15 protein-coding genes and 13 tRNA genes are annotated in these 14,034 nt (G+C 45.3%); 4 read left to right on the top strand and 24 right to left on the bottom strand.

Features of this window, described 5'->3' with window-relative positions:
• The first annotated feature begins 191 nt into the window (after nt 1-191).
• The gene (locus tag T472_RS00715) at nt 192-806 is read left to right on the top strand and encodes a hypothetical protein (protein WP_023388841.1); all 615 of its coding nucleotides are present in this window, start codon (nt 192-194) and stop codon (nt 804-806) included.
• 234 nt (nt 807-1,040) lie between these two features.
• Here the strand turns inward: T472_RS00715 and T472_RS00710 are convergent, their stop codons facing one another.
• The 5 genes from T472_RS00710 to T472_RS00690 form a co-directional block, all read right to left on the bottom strand.
• Nucleotides 1,041-1,535 carry a dihydrofolate reductase gene (locus T472_RS00710; RefSeq protein ID WP_023388842.1) on the bottom strand — a complete coding sequence of 165 codons (495 nt, stop codon included), beginning with the start codon at nt 1,533-1,535 and terminating at the stop codon, nt 1,041-1,043.
• Nucleotides 1,535-2,323 carry a thymidylate synthase gene (locus T472_RS00705; RefSeq protein WP_023388843.1) on the bottom strand — a complete coding sequence of 263 codons (789 nt, stop codon included), beginning with the start codon at nt 2,321-2,323 and terminating at the stop codon, nt 1,535-1,537. Before T472_RS00705 ends, T472_RS00710 begins: the two co-directional genes overlap by 1 nt.
• A gap of 125 nt (nt 2,324-2,448) precedes the next feature.
• Nucleotides 2,449-2,751, bottom strand: a complete 303-nt coding sequence (locus tag T472_RS00700; RefSeq protein WP_023388844.1) for a hypothetical protein — start codon at nt 2,749-2,751, stop codon at nt 2,449-2,451.
• Nucleotides 2,752-2,873: 122 nt separating this feature from the next.
• On the bottom strand, nt 2,874-4,112 hold the full coding sequence (locus T472_RS00695) for a DUF438 domain-containing protein (RefSeq protein ID WP_023388845.1): 1,239 nt from the start codon (nt 4,110-4,112) through the stop codon (nt 2,874-2,876).
• Nucleotides 4,112-4,360 carry a DUF1858 domain-containing protein gene (locus T472_RS00690; protein WP_023388846.1) on the bottom strand — a complete coding sequence of 83 codons (249 nt, stop codon included), beginning with the start codon at nt 4,358-4,360 and terminating at the stop codon, nt 4,112-4,114. Before T472_RS00690 ends, T472_RS00695 begins: the two co-directional genes overlap by 1 nt.
• A gap of 240 nt (nt 4,361-4,600) precedes the next feature.
• On the opposite strand from T472_RS00690, the gene T472_RS00685 reads away from it, so the two are divergent.
• A complete protein-coding gene (locus tag T472_RS00685; protein WP_023388847.1) occupies nt 4,601-4,843 on the top strand; it encodes a hypothetical protein in 243 nt (80 codons plus the stop codon).
• A gap of 375 nt (nt 4,844-5,218) precedes the next feature.
• Here T472_RS00685 and T472_RS00680 read toward each other — a convergent pair whose 3' ends face one another.
• The 5 genes from T472_RS00680 to T472_RS00660 all read right to left on the bottom strand — a co-directional run bounded on the left by T472_RS00680 (nt 5,219) and on the right by T472_RS00660 (nt 10,345).
• Entirely contained in the window at nt 5,219-5,599 is a 381-nt protein-coding gene (locus T472_RS00680; RefSeq protein ID WP_023388848.1) for a zinc ribbon domain-containing protein, read from the bottom strand.
• Nucleotides 5,600-5,642: 43 nt separating this feature from the next.
• A complete protein-coding gene (locus T472_RS00675; RefSeq protein WP_023388849.1) occupies nt 5,643-6,053 on the bottom strand; it encodes a DUF4395 family protein in 411 nt (136 codons plus the stop codon).
• A gap of 26 nt (nt 6,054-6,079) precedes the next feature.
• Nucleotides 6,080-8,413: an HAD-IC family P-type ATPase gene (locus T472_RS00670; protein WP_040906189.1), complete on the bottom strand. Its 2,334-nt coding sequence runs from the start codon at nt 8,411-8,413 to the stop codon at nt 6,080-6,082.
• A gap of 140 nt (nt 8,414-8,553) precedes the next feature.
• Nucleotides 8,554-8,829, bottom strand: coding sequence for a hypothetical protein (locus T472_RS00665; protein ID WP_023388851.1), 276 nt, complete (start codon nt 8,827-8,829; stop codon nt 8,554-8,556).
• 139 nt (nt 8,830-8,968) lie between these two features.
• Nucleotides 8,969-10,345 (bottom strand): L,D-transpeptidase family protein, encoded by a 1,377-nt coding sequence (locus tag T472_RS00660; protein ID WP_023388852.1) that lies wholly within the window; start codon nt 10,343-10,345, stop codon nt 8,969-8,971.
• Between the two features lie 458 nt (nt 10,346-10,803).
• On the opposite strand from T472_RS00660, the gene T472_RS00655 reads away from it, so the two are divergent.
• Together T472_RS00655 and T472_RS19480 are read left to right on the top strand one after the other, a co-directional pair.
• Nucleotides 10,804-11,328 carry a universal stress protein gene (locus T472_RS00655; RefSeq protein WP_023388853.1) on the top strand — a complete coding sequence of 175 codons (525 nt, stop codon included), beginning with the start codon at nt 10,804-10,806 and terminating at the stop codon, nt 11,326-11,328.
• A gap of 345 nt (nt 11,329-11,673) precedes the next feature.
• The gene (locus T472_RS19480) at nt 11,674-11,811 is read left to right on the top strand and encodes a hypothetical protein (RefSeq protein ID WP_023388854.1); all 138 of its coding nucleotides are present in this window, start codon (nt 11,674-11,676) and stop codon (nt 11,809-11,811) included.
• 148 nt (nt 11,812-11,959) lie between these two features.
• Here the strand turns inward: T472_RS19480 and T472_RS00650 are convergent, their stop codons facing one another.
• The 14 genes from T472_RS00650 to T472_RS00585 form a co-directional block, all read right to left on the bottom strand.
• A complete protein-coding gene (locus T472_RS00650; RefSeq protein WP_023388855.1) occupies nt 11,960-12,361 on the bottom strand; it encodes a type II toxin-antitoxin system HicB family antitoxin in 402 nt (133 codons plus the stop codon).
• A gap of 331 nt (nt 12,362-12,692) precedes the next feature.
• A tRNA-Arg gene (locus T472_RS00645) sits at nt 12,693-12,769 on the bottom strand.
• A 40-nt stretch (nt 12,770-12,809) separates the two neighbouring features.
• Nucleotides 12,810-12,883 (bottom strand) — tRNA-Gly (locus T472_RS00640).
• Nucleotide 12,884: 1 nt separating this feature from the next.
• Nucleotides 12,885-12,959, bottom strand: a tRNA-Gly gene (locus T472_RS00635).
• A gap of 14 nt (nt 12,960-12,973) precedes the next feature.
• A tRNA-Leu gene (locus T472_RS00630) sits at nt 12,974-13,058 on the bottom strand.
• Between the two features lie 5 nt (nt 13,059-13,063).
• Nucleotides 13,064-13,137, bottom strand: a tRNA-Gln gene (locus tag T472_RS00625).
• 9 nt (nt 13,138-13,146) lie between these two features.
• A tRNA-His gene (locus T472_RS00620) sits at nt 13,147-13,222 on the bottom strand.
• 4 nt (nt 13,223-13,226) lie between these two features.
• Nucleotides 13,227-13,303, bottom strand: a tRNA-Arg gene (locus tag T472_RS00615).
• A 7-nt stretch (nt 13,304-13,310) separates the two neighbouring features.
• Nucleotides 13,311-13,385: transfer RNA gene (locus T472_RS00610), tRNA-Gly, on the bottom strand.
• 21 nt (nt 13,386-13,406) lie between these two features.
• Nucleotides 13,407-13,482 (bottom strand) — tRNA-Pro (locus T472_RS00605).
• A 20-nt stretch (nt 13,483-13,502) separates the two neighbouring features.
• Nucleotides 13,503-13,576 (bottom strand) — tRNA-Gly (locus T472_RS00600).
• A 9-nt stretch (nt 13,577-13,585) separates the two neighbouring features.
• Nucleotides 13,586-13,661, bottom strand: a tRNA-Lys gene (locus tag T472_RS00595).
• Nucleotides 13,662-13,670: 9 nt separating this feature from the next.
• Nucleotides 13,671-13,745: transfer RNA gene (locus tag T472_RS00590), tRNA-Gln, on the bottom strand.
• A 96-nt stretch (nt 13,746-13,841) separates the two neighbouring features.
• Nucleotides 13,842-13,917: transfer RNA gene (locus T472_RS00585), tRNA-Pro, on the bottom strand.
• Between the last annotated feature and the right edge of the window lie 117 nt (nt 13,918-14,034).

Below are 14,034 nucleotides of genomic sequence, written 5' to 3'. Positions count from 1 at the left end.
TAAACTGCGAAGTTTGAGTTAACTAGATTTTTTGTTCAATATCGTCTCATATAAACTCTGCTGGTAAAATACTCAATAAAAGTTGAAAATTTGAATCCCCATCATTAAAGATTTAAAATACTACTAACAGGAGTATGTAAATCACCATTTAAGTCTGTCTATTACCCCAATATCATATGGGAGATGATACCATGGAACGATTTTACTCTAACCCAATAGGTGTAATATGGTCTGGTGTTGCAGGAATAGTAACATTCACTTTCGGTGCACTGGTTGTCTCACTCTTTGGGAACACCATTGAAGATGGTTTCCTTCTATTTGCTGTGAGCGGTGGAATCGGCGGTCTCCTGCTTTCAATAATGACTGGTCTATGGAAGAAGATTCCGGTTGTGACACTAGTCTGCTTCATAGGACTACCTTTAGGTGTGCTGGTTTCTTTCGGTATAGCAGGCCTCTTCGACCTGGTTCCTGTCCTTCCCGAATCCTTCAGCTCATCCGGGATGCCTGACGCATTTGCGATTGCCATCGTAGGTGCTGTATGCGGTGCTATCCTCGGAGGTGTATTATTCGGGAGGCATGCAGTGGTCTTTTCCGCATTGATTTCCGGACTTGCAGCTTTCCCATTCGGATTGCTGGTCAGTGCATTTAACAAGGATTATCCTATCCGCAGCCTTTTCATGGAGTTGATTTCTCCTTTCCATGCCCAGGACCCCAATTATGTTGCCATTGTAATGGGAGTAGGAATCGGTATGTCTCTTTCACTTGGACTATACAGAAGGAATCATCCAATCCCCTCAAAGCAATAAGCTGCTTAACTTTATCTTGATATTTTGGTACTGAGCGCCGCTTCACGAGTGCGGCGCTCAGTTTTCTACGGAACTAATTGAGTATTTCCAATCCCAAAAACACCTGCGGAGATGATTTGAATATGGATATAAATTGTGATTGTGATGACTTACTCGTGTAACCTATAACAAAAGGCGACAGCCTGTTCCACCATCGCCTCTCAATCAAATCCTTTATTAACCTTGTCTGTCTTATTAGTTCTTCCTTGTCTTCTTCCTGTACTCCGCGAATGTCAGCTTCATTCCGCTTTCCTCGTCAGTGTCGTCGATGCTCTCAACAAGCTCGAAGCTGTCGAGCATCTCAATCGGGAATACGGTGTCGCCTTCAAAATCGTTGTGTACCCAGGTTATGTATAGTGTTGAGCAGTGGAGGATCAGCTTCCTGTATATCTCTCCGCCGCCAATGACAAATACTTCCTCATCAAGCTTAGAGTACTCAAGTGCCTCCTCCATTCCATGGATGAGCTTTACCCCTTCAGGCACATCATAGGATTCATCCCTTGTGAGAACAATATGTTCTCTTCCTGGCAGTGGCTTCCTGAAGCTTTCAAATGTGGTCCTTCCCATGATCATCTTCTTGCCCATGGTCTTTTCCCTGAAATGCTTCAGATCTTTCTTGATTGTCCATATCAGGGTCCCCTCGTTTCCGATTATACCCTTGTCCGTGACTGCCGCAATAAGGCTCAGCATCAGACAGCCACCTCCATTTCAATCTTTCCAAGATGCTTGTAGTCGACAAGCTTTATGTCGTCTATTGTAAAGTCGTAGAAGTCCTTTATCGCAGGGTTGATCCATAGCTTCGGCGATTCTGGTGCTTCACCCCTTGAGAGCTGTTCCTTCATACCTGGTATCTGGTTCTCATAAACATGGGCGTTGTTGATCACATGAGTGAACAGTCCAGGCTTAAGACCTGTAACCTGAGCTATCAGATGGACAAGCACAGCGTACTGGGCCATGTTGAATGGCACACCAAGGGGCATGTCCGCAGACCTCTGCACCAGCATGCAGTTAAGCCTGTCACCTGAAACATCCCACATAGTCATGAACGCGCAAGGATAGAGGGATCCGCCTTCAAGATGAGGAATCTGCCAAAGGCTCATTATCATCCTCCTGTCCTGTGGATTGGTCTTCAGCTGCTCTATCAGCTTGTCAATCTGCCTGTATTCTTTGACCACCCATCCGTAGGAGGTTCCTATTGTGCCATCTTCCTTCATCCATTCGTCCCAGATGTGCACATTCTCCTCCTGGAGCTTCAGCACCGAGTTGGACTGGTCCCTGTAGATCCAGAGCATCTCCTTCACAGCTGTCTTGAAGCCAACGAATTTTGATGTAAGTATTGGAAATTCCTTGCCAAGGTCGAACTGCATGACCTTATGGGGAAGCTTATATGTCTTTATACCTGTCCTGTTCTGGTCGTACCAGCCATGGTCCAGGATATCCCTGACTATTTCCAGATATTGCCTGTCAGCGTTGTTCAAAGCTACTACCTCCTGCCAATTTCATATACAATCAATTATAACCTCACTTTCCCTTCAAATCAAAAAAATCGGATATCCATGCATTGCAAAGGAATGCCCCAGGCTTTTTGCCTGGGGCTATAACTTTATTTCTTCTTCATTGCGGCTTTTGCAAGCTCTATGTCATCGTCCTTGACCGTATCCGGGAATTTTTCCTTAAGTTCCTTGAGCAGGCTGATGAACTTCTCACTTTTCAGGCGGCCTGAGATATCCTCGAAAATCTCGCTGAGATAGTAAACCTCATCCTCTGTGGCTTCCTTCATGATCTCGAATCCCTGCTCTTCATTGCTGGTGATCATGTCTGTCAGTGTCCTCCAGTAGTCCTTAAGTGGTTCTTCTTCGGTTACGCTTTTTCTCCATTTCAAAAGCTTTGTGATTTCTGATTTCATGCGCTCACCTCTCTCTTATTCATTCAGCTGTATCTGTATTTCTGTAGATACTATGATACAGCGAAAACATAAATTTCATGTGAGTAAAGCATTAACAATATGTATCCAAAGCATTTATTATATTATTCTGAAAGGAGTCTCTTCTCGCCGGTCAGGTCCCTTATGCTCTTTACGTTCTGTGTCACCTCAAGGGTTCCCATGTACTTGCCATGCTCATCCCTTATCGCATAATAGGTTATGAACACGAACATGCCCTTCATGTCGATCCAGAAACTTTCCTGGTCCTTCTTCCCTGCCTTGAAGTCTGAGAGGAGCTTCTCGACAGTAGCTACGCTCTGGGGCGGATGGCAGTTCTGGACAGTACGTCCGATGACTGACTTGGTCCTCGGGAATATCCTTTCCTTGGCAAGGTTGAAGTACTTTACCGTATCCTTTTCGTCTATGAAGGTAATGTCGACCGGAAGAGTATTAAGGACCGTCTCAAGCTCCTTCAGAGAAAGGAATCCGATTCCAAACCTTATGTTCCCATCTGCAGGAAGGCTCTTTGTCTCCGGCTTCATCAGGAAGGATACCCTGTCCGGAACCCACTTGCCCTTTGGTTCAACAATGCAGTAGCCTATCTCTTCGCTGTCAGCTGCAATCTCGAGCCACTCGTCCTCCGTGAACTTCTCAAGGATCATCGGGATGAGTATCTGCTCTTCCTTGAATATCATCTCCTTGACCCTGTCGAGGGCAGCATATGCCTTGTCCCTTGCCTTTTCCCTGTCGTCAGCTGTTATGAGGGACTTGACCTCCTTGAGGTCTGCCCTTATCTCATCGTCAACTCCCCACATTACCTTAGGGGGTGCTGTTATGCCGTATCTCTCCATGAATGGGAATATGACATTTTCCTTCCTCGAATAATGCTTGTCAATGTCCATGAGCAGGTTCAGGTCAGCGATCAGCAGGTGCTTAATCGGAGCTTCAGGATGGTTGAAATATGCATCAAGCTTCGGCATTATCTCATCATCGATAAGCCTTTCCAGCGCGAAGTTCTCTTCCCTTAAAACCCTTACAGGATGTCCGATGCTCTCCTCTTCCTTTGACTTAGTATGGACTTCCTCAACGGAGCCCTTGAATATGTCGGCGTGGACCTCGCAGAGCCTCTGGATCTCCTCGACAGCCATTCCTTCACTAATAAGACTCTGCTCCATCTGGGAAATCTCGTAGGATGACACTCCTGAAAACTTCTCCTTGAATTCCTTCTTTACTTCAGCTGGGTCCACCCCGTCATGTAGCTTCAGGATCATGCTTCTCAGCATCTCCTGTCTCTTTTCATCGTTTGTCTGGAACTTTTCCCTGTTGTTGATAAGGTCGCTCATCAAATCTCCTCCACTTCGTATCCTTTATTCTTGAATTCCTCTATTATCCTTTCCATAGGTATCTTCCTCATGGCTGATGCCTTTGGTATTGTCATGAACCTTCCAGCTGTCTGGAGCATCCCTGGCTCCGTTATGGATGTGAAGCCAAGGTCCTTGAGTATCCCGGCAGCCTCGGGTTCAGCAGTGCAGATCTCGTATACTGTCTTCCTAAGGTCTATCCTCTTCAAATCCAGCTCTCCTTCAGTCATAGTCTCACAATTAGATTCTACCTCTTTATATATATGGAATCTTTGACTTAAGTCAAAATTCATTAAAATGCAACATTGTCACGTTCAGATTCTGTTCATTTTGGAGAGTTAATGGTGTTAAGAAAATTTAACGAAAATAATTCAGAATTTTACAATAAATGTCTGTATTTTCGGTCTGATATCAGATATAATAAAATTAATAAAAGAATATTCAGTTAATTTACTTTAGGAGTTGATTGGATGTCTCGAGTAGTTTATTACCATAAGAACTTCAAGGTTCTGAAGGTTGGATTCACTGACTATGTGGTCGTAAGGAAGCATCAGTCAAGCTATTCCCAGCACTCACACCTGAAGTCCCTGCATGGGGCGATAAACCTGATAAAGCTTATAGACAGCGGACGCCTTCCGGAGTCCGACTATCTTAAGGAATCAGCCAGAAGGATACTCAAGGAAAAGGAATTCTACAGCCTGAAGCCTGCATAGGGTTTCTACTGATCAAACCATAGGATCATCTAAACTTTACTTACTGGAAACCTGGGCTAAATCCAGGTTCATCAAAATACTGGCAGAGTACATTATCACCGCGTCTTGCTACGTTTAGGGCACCGGCGTTTATGTTGTCAGCTGCAAAAGAACGAACTATCCGTGTATGATCTGTGATGTGTTCACCGTTTGCTAATATTTCAATTCGGTTTTTCAGCGTGCAAGTATACTTGCGTTAACTGCTGCTGCGGCAAGGGTTGGAGAATAGGAGCAAGCTACTGCGGTTAAACGAGTTTCACTTTCGGTATATATAAGTAAATAAGGGAATTCTAAAACCCTTCCCCAGTGTAATTGCGACTGGTGAAGGGTTCTTTTTCAAGTCAACGGATTTCCACAGTGAGGACAGAACCTGTAGCTATTTTCCACCCTGGCACCACAGCTTACACAAGTCACCAAGGAGCTCTTCCCATTTCGTCCGAGGCTTCTCAAGTCTCCCTGAGATATCGCGCCCGATTTTCCTTCTTCAAACTCCTTGCCTGCCTCGACATTCAGCTCGAAAGCCTGGCCACAGCAAAGCGACTTTGCAAAATACCTTACATTCCATCTGAATACAGGTATGAAGAATATATGGAAGTATGTGCTTTGCCTGACCACCGAAAGCCTTGTAAGATGTCCGCATTCAGGACAGATCACATTGTTCTCGGTACCCAATTCCTTCTGTCCCTGCTTAACACCAAATATGCCAATGAAAAACACTCGCAGCACCTCGTTTCTACAACATTCAGAGTTCCATTCTACATCATTTCCTGAAAAGTTCATATAGTTTCAGGCCCGGGCAATAACCTAAAGCTGAGATTGTCTTGAAGACTGCAAAGAATCCTGTCATGTACCAGCCAACTCCTGCTGGACCGAAGTAAAGAAGCCCAAGACAAACGAGGCAGAGAAAACTGCCAAGGGCATTTGCAAACCTGAGCCCATCCTCGTCTATGCCGACCTGCTTCGATGGAATAAGCTTCCCGATTGTCCTATCATAGAAGACTACCAGGGGTGACCTTCTGAGCTTCAGCGCTACCGCCAGGAGAAGGAATACGAGGACGATCAGGAGGAGTTCCTTTTGCTTCAGAAGAAGGCTCATCCATATCAGCACAGCCAGAAAGTATCTGCTGAAGGCATATCCACCCTTTGAAATCAGCACTTTGACATTTCCCATATGAATCTCCCCCCTTATCCACTTACTTAAGCCTTGTTCCGTATGCGAAGCCTCCAGTATGTTTCTATGGCTGCTACCGATATTATTGTAAGGATTCCTGAAATTCCCAGTATCCTATAGCCAGGAAAGTCCAGGGCGAAAAAGGTCCTCATGAACGGAACGACAAAAATCATCACCATTAGGATATTCATTGAAGATACAAGAAGTATCCTCAGCTTTATCAGAGGCCTTGCAAGTATGATGAGCACCCACATGCTCGAAAGGAGCAGGGTAAGCGTTGCTGCTGTCCTCGATTCTTCCAGTGAAGCTCCGCCGTTAAGCGCCATGTAGAAGGAAGCCATCGTGAATATTGCAGCGATTGAACCTGTAGGAATAACGAAATGAAGTATCCTCCCGACAAAGCCCGGCTTGTATCGCCTGATGTTAGGTGCCAGCGCCAGGAAGAATGCCGGTATGCCGATGGTTATTTCGCTTACCAACGACAGATGCCTCGGAAGGAAGGGAAATGGCATCCCCGTAACCGAGGTGACAAGGTCAATCAGCATTACGCACACTGTCTTCACTAGAAAGAGGTTTGCGACAAGCTCTATGTTGGCGATTAACCTCCTGCCTTCAGCTACTATCCTCGGCAGTGTCGCAAATTTCCCATCAAGAAGCACTATCCTTGCAACCGACTTTGTCGCTGCCACACCAGAACCTACAGCCATCCCAAGGTCTGCGTCCTTTAGGGCAAGCACATCGTTTACACCGTCTCCCGTCATGGCGACAACGTGCCCCTTTGACTGCAATGCCTTCACCATCTTCTGCTTCTGGTATGGTGTTACCCTTCCAAAAACGTCAAAGGATTCCATTATTTCAGCCACTTCCCTTTCATCCTCCGGAAGGAAACGCACGTCATAGGATCCTCCACCGTTTACTATCCCTGCCCTTCTTGCGACACTTAGCGCTGTAGACGGATTGTCACCTGAAATGACCTTTATCGCAACGCCCTGCTCCCTGAAGAACTTCATTGCCGCTGCCACGTCCTGCCTTACCCTTTCAGCTATGAGTACAAGGGCTACAGGAAGAATGGATTCCGGAAGGACGATTCCAGCAGGAGCGGAGTCACTCTTTGCCAGCATCAGTACACGATACCCTTTTTTCGCATACGATTCATAAGTTTCCGATATCCTGTCTGAATGTACCTTCCCTTCCATGAGCATCTCAGGAGCTCCCAGCAGCCAGTGGCCATGCTCCCCAAAGCCTGCATAGCTCCACTTTCGCTCCGATGAAAACGGGACTGAACCTGTCAGTTGCCAGTGGGGATCAGGGTAATTCACCTCGATTGCGGCAATTGTAGGATTCTTATGGACTGAAGCGCTGCAGATCGCCCCGAGTATGCTGCTCATGTCAAAGCCTTCTTCAAGTTCAACCGCCTCGCAGGTCTGGAGGGTTCCGTCCGTCAGCGTTCCGGTCTTGTCCACGCAGAGCACATCAACCCTCGCGAGAACCTCGACAGCTGGCAGCTCCTGTACCAGAACCCTTTGCCTGCCGAGCGTTATGACGCTGATAGCGAAGGCTATGCTTGTCAGAAGGACCAGACCCTGCGGTATGATTCCGACGATTCCCGCAACAGTCCCGATGAAGGTATCGTGTATTGAAAGGCCTGCCCTTACCTGGCTGTAGAAAAGAAGCACGGCGACAGGCACTATGCTCCAGAATATCCACTTAAGCAGCCTGTCGATACCTTCACGCAGTTCAGATTTTGAAAGGCTGAACTTTCTCGCCTTGTCAGCAAGTTCCTGTGCATATGCCTCTCTTCCTACCTTGACCGCCACATATCTTCCAGTTCCAGCAACTGTGTGGCTTCCGGAGAGCAGCCCCTCGCCAATTCCCTTGCTTACCGGCAGAGACTCCCCAGTAAGCATTGACTCATCTATCTCAAGTCCTTCGGATGAAACAACAGTACCGTCTACCACAACCTGGTCTCCAGGGTGGAGCACAAGAAGGTCATCAACAACCACCTGGCCATAGGGGATCTCAGTCTGACTTCCGTCCCTTATGACCTTTGCCTTCGGAGCGCTGATCAGTGAAAGTGCGTCCAGTGTCTTTTTCGCCCTTATCTCCTGTATTATCCCGATAAGGCTGTTAAGGATGAGTACCATCCCAAAAAGCGCATCGTTAATCGAGCCTAATATGATGACAACAAGAAACAGGCCTCCGAGCACTGCATTGAACCTGGTCAGGACATTTGACCTTATGATCTCAGAATACGTCCTGCTGGCCTTCTGGACATATGCGTTGACTCTCCCGTCCTCAATCCTCTCTCTTACCTCAGCCCCGGTCAGACCGCTTGTTTCATGACGAGTGTTCTCTTCCATCTCCAGCACCGTCCTCTGTCCCCTTAGGCAAATGCTTCCCTTAACTGAATTATACCAATCTTTGGCATACGCCTGATGTTATATTTTGGTGAATGCATGCAACAAAAAAAGACTGCTTTAAACGCAGTCTCGCCCTGGTTCTATTTCTCGTTTTTACCTGAAATCCTGCCAAGCTGCCTGATTATTATCCAGTTCTGCTCAACCAGCATCTCAAGGTATGCCACTATCGCCTTGTACTCATCATTTGCTGAGTATGGAACGAATCTCGGGCTTATTAGGAACTGGGATATTACCTTCTTGAGCATGGCATTCTCTTCAGGCAGGTCGTCAATCTTGTAGTTTGACATGTAGTCCTCGATTGCCCTGTTCTTCGTCTCCATCATATCCTGGATCTCTTTATCGGTGAAAAGTCCCATATGGCTTTCCTCCTGTTGTTTTGACAACAGAGTATCATAGAAATGCATACAACATATTTATAACTGTGAAATCATTGTAGCCCAATGCAATCGGAATAATCCAGGCAATAATGAAGAGAAGCTTTACGCTCCTCCCTGATCATCTGTATACAATTACCGCATTGCCTGCACTTATGTTGTTGAAGACTGCCTTAGCCAGGCTGTATGGTGCGTTTACGCAGCCATGCGAACCGTTCTTTAGATAAATGTCCCCTCCGAACTTTGACCTCCAAGGAGCATCATGGAATCCTACATCCCCATTGAATGGCATCCAGTAGCTGACATCCGACTCATAATCTTCCCCTCTGAGTGTCGCATCCTTGTCCTTGTACTTCAGCCTGTATATGCCTGTTGGAGTGGTTGTGCCATTCTCTACGTCTCCGGTCACTACGTCGCCATGGGCGATGAGCACCCCGTCCTTGTAGAACCATGCATGCTGCGCTGAAAGGCTTATCTCAAGGTATGTGCTGCCATAGTCCACCGCTCCGTGGGAAGCTGCCTTCTGGAGATACTCCGGTTCCCTGACAATCTTCTGTCCATCAGTTACCGCCTTAAGGATCGCATCCTTCTCAGCCTGTGTATTTATCCTCCACCCATAGTCGCCCCGGCTGATAGTTACCGTCGTCCCGAGTGATGTCTTGAAGTTTCTCGGAGTCTTGTACGTGTTGTATTTGACCGCCAGCTCATCTACGAACTGGGTGACCTTAGCATCGTCTATCGAAACATTGAAGTCCTCATCTATTGTCACCCACTGGCTGACGACAGCTGCGTCTGCTGTGATGTCATCTCCTGAACCTTCATAGGTAATGCTTGTAGATGCATACTTATCAGCCAGCTCAAGCGCCGCCTTGACTTCAGGTGATTCTGATGTGTATTCCGGAACTTCATAAAGTCCTTTCTCATCAAGGTCCAGTGATCTCTCTTCTTTGATGATCGCTTCACTTATGGCCTTTTTCAGCTTATCTTCATCCAGCCTGTTTCCGTTGACTTCAGGAAAAACCTTGAAAGCTCCGCCTTCAAATGCGACATATGCGCTTTTCGGCTCAGTGACATTGTCCGGATCAAGGCACCCTAGATCCGCAATCTTCTTTTGAAGCTTCGCCTCGTCATAGATTACCACATCATCAAGGTTGAGGTGCTGTGCACTGAAGAGTGACAGAAGCCATGATGTTGTATTCTGCTCATCCTTAAGCGCTTGCAGCTTGTTATCGCTCTTCAGCTCAAGACCGGAATCTGCAGCGTTAATTGTTTCAATTTCAACGTCTCTTCCCTTGATTTCAAGTACGTAGTTCTCAACCTTCGACTTAATCAGTGCTTCCGATTCAGCAAGTGTCCTGAATGAAACATCGACTCCGTTGATGTGGGTACCGTAATAATATCGGTCTGCAAAGTAATACTGGATGCCAAAATAAGCAAGCAGCAGCACAGCCAGTGCTATCCCGGCAATCTTTATCCGCTTGTTCCTGATACTGCCCATAAGTTCATTCCTTTCGATAAAAACTGATAACAAATATCGCATTTATGATAGAACCAAATCTAAACTAACAACACAATTATATCATATAACCATTTACAATTTCGTTACATTTGACAATATTTGCGGACATCCTTTCACATTTTGAAATGCGGAGCATACAAAACCTAAACGTTATGTTTCCCTTCTTATTTCACACCTGAACTTATAATACTTATTCATATTTAGGTGATATTTTTATAATGAACAAACTGTGTTGTTTCTTAATTTTAATTGTATTCTCATTGCACATTGTGTAAACTCAAACCTTATCAAAAATTTAAGGATTATAATGATGGTATAGACATCCGAATTGATCTGATTAGCTGAAATTCAGCACAGATTTCGGGTATTCTCTGGTGTCCATAGCTATTATGCTTGGACATCAATTCAGATAAATACACTGTTAGGAGGTTTCGGAAATGAAAAAGATGCTTGTTCCTATCGATGGTTCTGACGCTTCAAAGAAAGCGGCAGCAAGGGCAATTGAGATTGCCAAACAGTATGGCAGTGAGATCACATTCCTTACAGTAGCTAAAGCTCCGGATCTGTCTCAGTATGGTATGTCAGATGTAACAGATTTCAATGAGATTGTCACAGGTGTTGGCTCAACTAGCGTAAAGAGTGCAGAATTCCAAGACAACTCAGAATTCCATATCGAGAAGGCTGCACTTTTCCATGGAATGAAAGGAAAACAGGCACAGATGCTCGATGACTTCCTAGCTAAGATGGACACTTCAGGTGTCACATTCAACAAGGTAGTACTGGAAGGTGAACCATCTGTCGAGATCCTAAAGTTTGCTGAAAGTGAGAAATTCGACCTCATACTGATGGGTCGAAGAGGCTTCTCAAAGCTCAGACGTCTCTTCATAGGTTCAGTAACACAGAGAGTCATCGCAGATGCTCCTTGCCCTGTTTACATCATGCATGAGGAAGATACCGTCTGAAAAGAGACAACCAAATAACAAATGATATAGAGTAATAAACAACCTCAGCCTGGATCGGGCTGAGGTTGTTTGTATGTTTCGATAACAATGCTATTCGCCTTTAAGAAATTCAAATAACATATAAGTTCTGATTCAGAACCGATGTATACTGATACGTCCATGACTTCAGAAATCCTGATATTGATTGAAAACCTGATATATGGAATTAATTCTGTTCTAAGATGACTTAAGGATTAATCTGTGAATTTTCTATAGTAAATATGTGAAACTTTTATATTAATGTTGAAGTCTTTTCAGATTATGTATATAATTTTAATATAAACATAAACTTGAACGAGGTGTGCTATGAAAGCGACTGATAAGACAAAGATACTGCTTACTATTCCTGAGGATCTTAAGGAAGAACTCGTTAAGGAAGCCGATGCTGTAAACCGCAGCCTGAACAACTATATACTGACAGTGCTTCTCAAGAGAGAGAAATAAGAGCCTCAGGGCTCTTTTTTCATGTTCATTTATCTAGGAAGCCAATATGCACTTAAACAAAATCGCTACTTATTTGTTTACACGAAAGTATTGAATTGAGTCTAATGGAATGATAAAAGGATTAGTTTCCTAATCCTTACCGTAATCATTATCGATTTACTCCCAAATGCTTCTTAAGGGCAGCCTGAAGTAAATGAGAAAAGTTCACGTTGTTTTGTTCAGCTACATCATTCAACCATTTAGGTATAGTTAATGTCTTTTTTACCGCCTTATTAGATTCTTGATCTCTTACCAGTGGCATCCACACATCAACCAAAACAACAACTTCATTATCTAATCTTTCGATGTCCTTAATCTTCGAAGGTTCTGGAATTTCGTCATTATCGCTTTCAAGCACATATAAATAACCTTCAAGAGCTTCTTTAGCATTGAACATTGCTTCTGCTTCATTATTCCCAAATGTCAAACAACCTGGAAGATCAGGAAAAGAAACGTTTATGTCATTTCCTTCATACTCGAACAACGCTGGGAAAACATACCTGTCTTTCATGTTTATCTCCTCCTATTGTTAAAGGAACCAGGGCTATTTAGCCCCATTTGCTCTTAAATTTTGTCTACAATGCCAATAGCATATGGCATAATGCTTCCGTGTATCCGTAATAATTCCCATCCATTATACTTAAGTAATTTCATCAGTTCCATTTCATTATATACGTGTAGTTCACACGTGTAAATCATAGCTTGATTATTGTGAACATCCATACACCAGCAGCAATATGTTAACCATTTACTGATTCATAATCAAATGTCAAAAAAGCCTCCGAATCACCGTTTAAGGTGACTGGAAGGCTTTTCTGTTGCCACAGGCATCGCTGCCTGTGTGGTACCCCATATGCGACTCGAACGCATGACCGCTGGTTTCGAAGACCATCACTCTATCCAACTGAGCTAATGGGGCATGTTATGAAAAAAGACCTGCAAAGCAGGTCTTTCCCTAATGGAGCGGGTGAAGGGAATCGAACCCTCACGACCAGCTTGGAAGGCTGGAATTCTACCATTGAACTACACCCGCATGGAGCGGAAGACGAGATTCGAACTCGCGACATTCACCTTGGCAAGGTGACGCTCTACCTCTGAGCCACTCCCGCTGAAAGAGGTATTGTGGTGCAGATGAAGGGACTTGAACCCCCATGCCTCTCGGCGCTAGATCCTAAGTCTAGTGCGTCTGCCAATTTCGCCACATCTGCATATTTGGTTGGGATAGCTGGATTCGAACCAACGATGCCAGAGTCAGAGTCTGGAGCCTTACCACTTGGCCATATCCCAAAGATAAAATGGGGTGAACGATGGGACTCGAACCCACGACAACCAGTGCCACAAACTGGCGCTCTGCCAACTGAACTACGTTCACCATATGGTGCGTCTTAAGAGATTCGAACTCCCGGCCCACGCCTTAGAAGGGCGTTGCTCTATCCAACTGAGCTAAAGACGCATATTATTGGAGCGGAAGACGAGATTCGAACTCGCGACATTCACCTTGGCAAGGTGACGCTCTACCTCTGAGCCACTCCCGCATATTGAGGCTAAGGTTAAAATGGTCGGGGTGACAGGGATCGAACCTGCGACCTCATGCTCCCAAAGCACGCGCGCTCCCAGCTGCGCTACACCCCGAAGTGTAATAAAGGGACTAATGGAGCGGGTGAAGGGAATCGAACCCTCACGACCAGCTTGGAAGGCTGGAATTCTACCATTGAACTACACCCGCATATTGTATTGGTGGCTCGCCGGGGAATCGAACCCCGGACACCGTGATTAAAAGTCACGTGCTCTACCGACTGAGCTAGCGAACCAAATTTAATTGGTTGGGATAGCTGGATTCGAACCAACGAATACCAGAGTCAAAGTCTGGTGCCTTACCGCTTGGCTATATCCCAGTATCAAGGCATTACAGGACTTATCCCGGCCTTCATCTGAACAGCTTCGCTTAAATGCTCATCCTCAGCTCATCTGGCCCACGTGCTAAGCGTACTTGGTCGGGGTGACAGGGATCGAACCTGCGACCTCGTGCTCCCGAAGCACGCACGCTCCCATCTGCGCTACACCCCGATAAACGTCGTCACCTTTCAGCGACAAAATTTATTCTATACTAAAATCCATGAAGCGTCAATACCAAAATGAGAAGAATTTGCTTTCTGAATTTTTCAGCTGAATTGATAAAGTAAA

It is taken from the genome of Youngiibacter fragilis 232.1 (assembly GCF_000495435.3).
GTDB classification, from domain to species: domain Bacteria; phylum Bacillota; class Clostridia; order Clostridiales; family Clostridiaceae; genus Youngiibacter; species Youngiibacter fragilis.
The sequence above is the reverse complement of the archived record's forward strand: the minus strand, read 5'-3'. Positions and strand labels throughout refer to the sequence as shown.

Coding starts and splice junctions, on each gene's coding strand:
- T472_RS00715 (WP_023388841.1), top strand. CDS start 192: ATGGAACGATTTTACTCTAACCCAATAGGTGTAATATGGTCTGGTGTT.
- T472_RS00710 (WP_023388842.1), bottom strand. CDS start 1,535: ATGCTGAGCCTTATTGCGGCAGTCACGGACAAGGGTATAATCGGAAAC.
- T472_RS00700 (WP_023388844.1), bottom strand. CDS start 2,751: ATGAAATCAGAAATCACAAAGCTTTTGAAATGGAGAAAAAGCGTAACC.
- T472_RS00695 (WP_023388845.1), bottom strand. CDS start 4,112: ATGAGCGACCTTATCAACAACAGGGAAAAGTTCCAGACAAACGATGAA.
- T472_RS00690 (WP_023388846.1), bottom strand. CDS start 4,360: ATGACTGAAGGAGAGCTGGATTTGAAGAGGATAGACCTTAGGAAGACA.
- T472_RS00685 (WP_023388847.1), top strand. CDS start 4,601: ATGTCTCGAGTAGTTTATTACCATAAGAACTTCAAGGTTCTGAAGGTT.
- T472_RS00675 (WP_023388849.1), bottom strand. CDS start 6,053: ATGGGAAATGTCAAAGTGCTGATTTCAAAGGGTGGATATGCCTTCAGC.
- T472_RS00670 (WP_040906189.1), bottom strand. CDS start 8,413: ATGGAAGAGAACACTCGTCATGAAACAAGCGGTCTGACCGGGGCTGAG.
- T472_RS00665 (WP_023388851.1), bottom strand. CDS start 8,829: ATGGGACTTTTCACCGATAAAGAGATCCAGGATATGATGGAGACGAAG.
- T472_RS00660 (WP_023388852.1), bottom strand. CDS start 10,345: ATGGGCAGTATCAGGAACAAGCGGATAAAGATTGCCGGGATAGCACTG.
- T472_RS00655 (WP_023388853.1), top strand. CDS start 10,804: ATGAAAAAGATGCTTGTTCCTATCGATGGTTCTGACGCTTCAAAGAAA.
- T472_RS19480 (WP_023388854.1), top strand. CDS start 11,674: ATGAAAGCGACTGATAAGACAAAGATACTGCTTACTATTCCTGAGGAT.
- T472_RS00650 (WP_023388855.1), bottom strand. CDS start 12,361: ATGAAAGACAGGTATGTTTTCCCAGCGTTGTTCGAGTATGAAGGAAAT.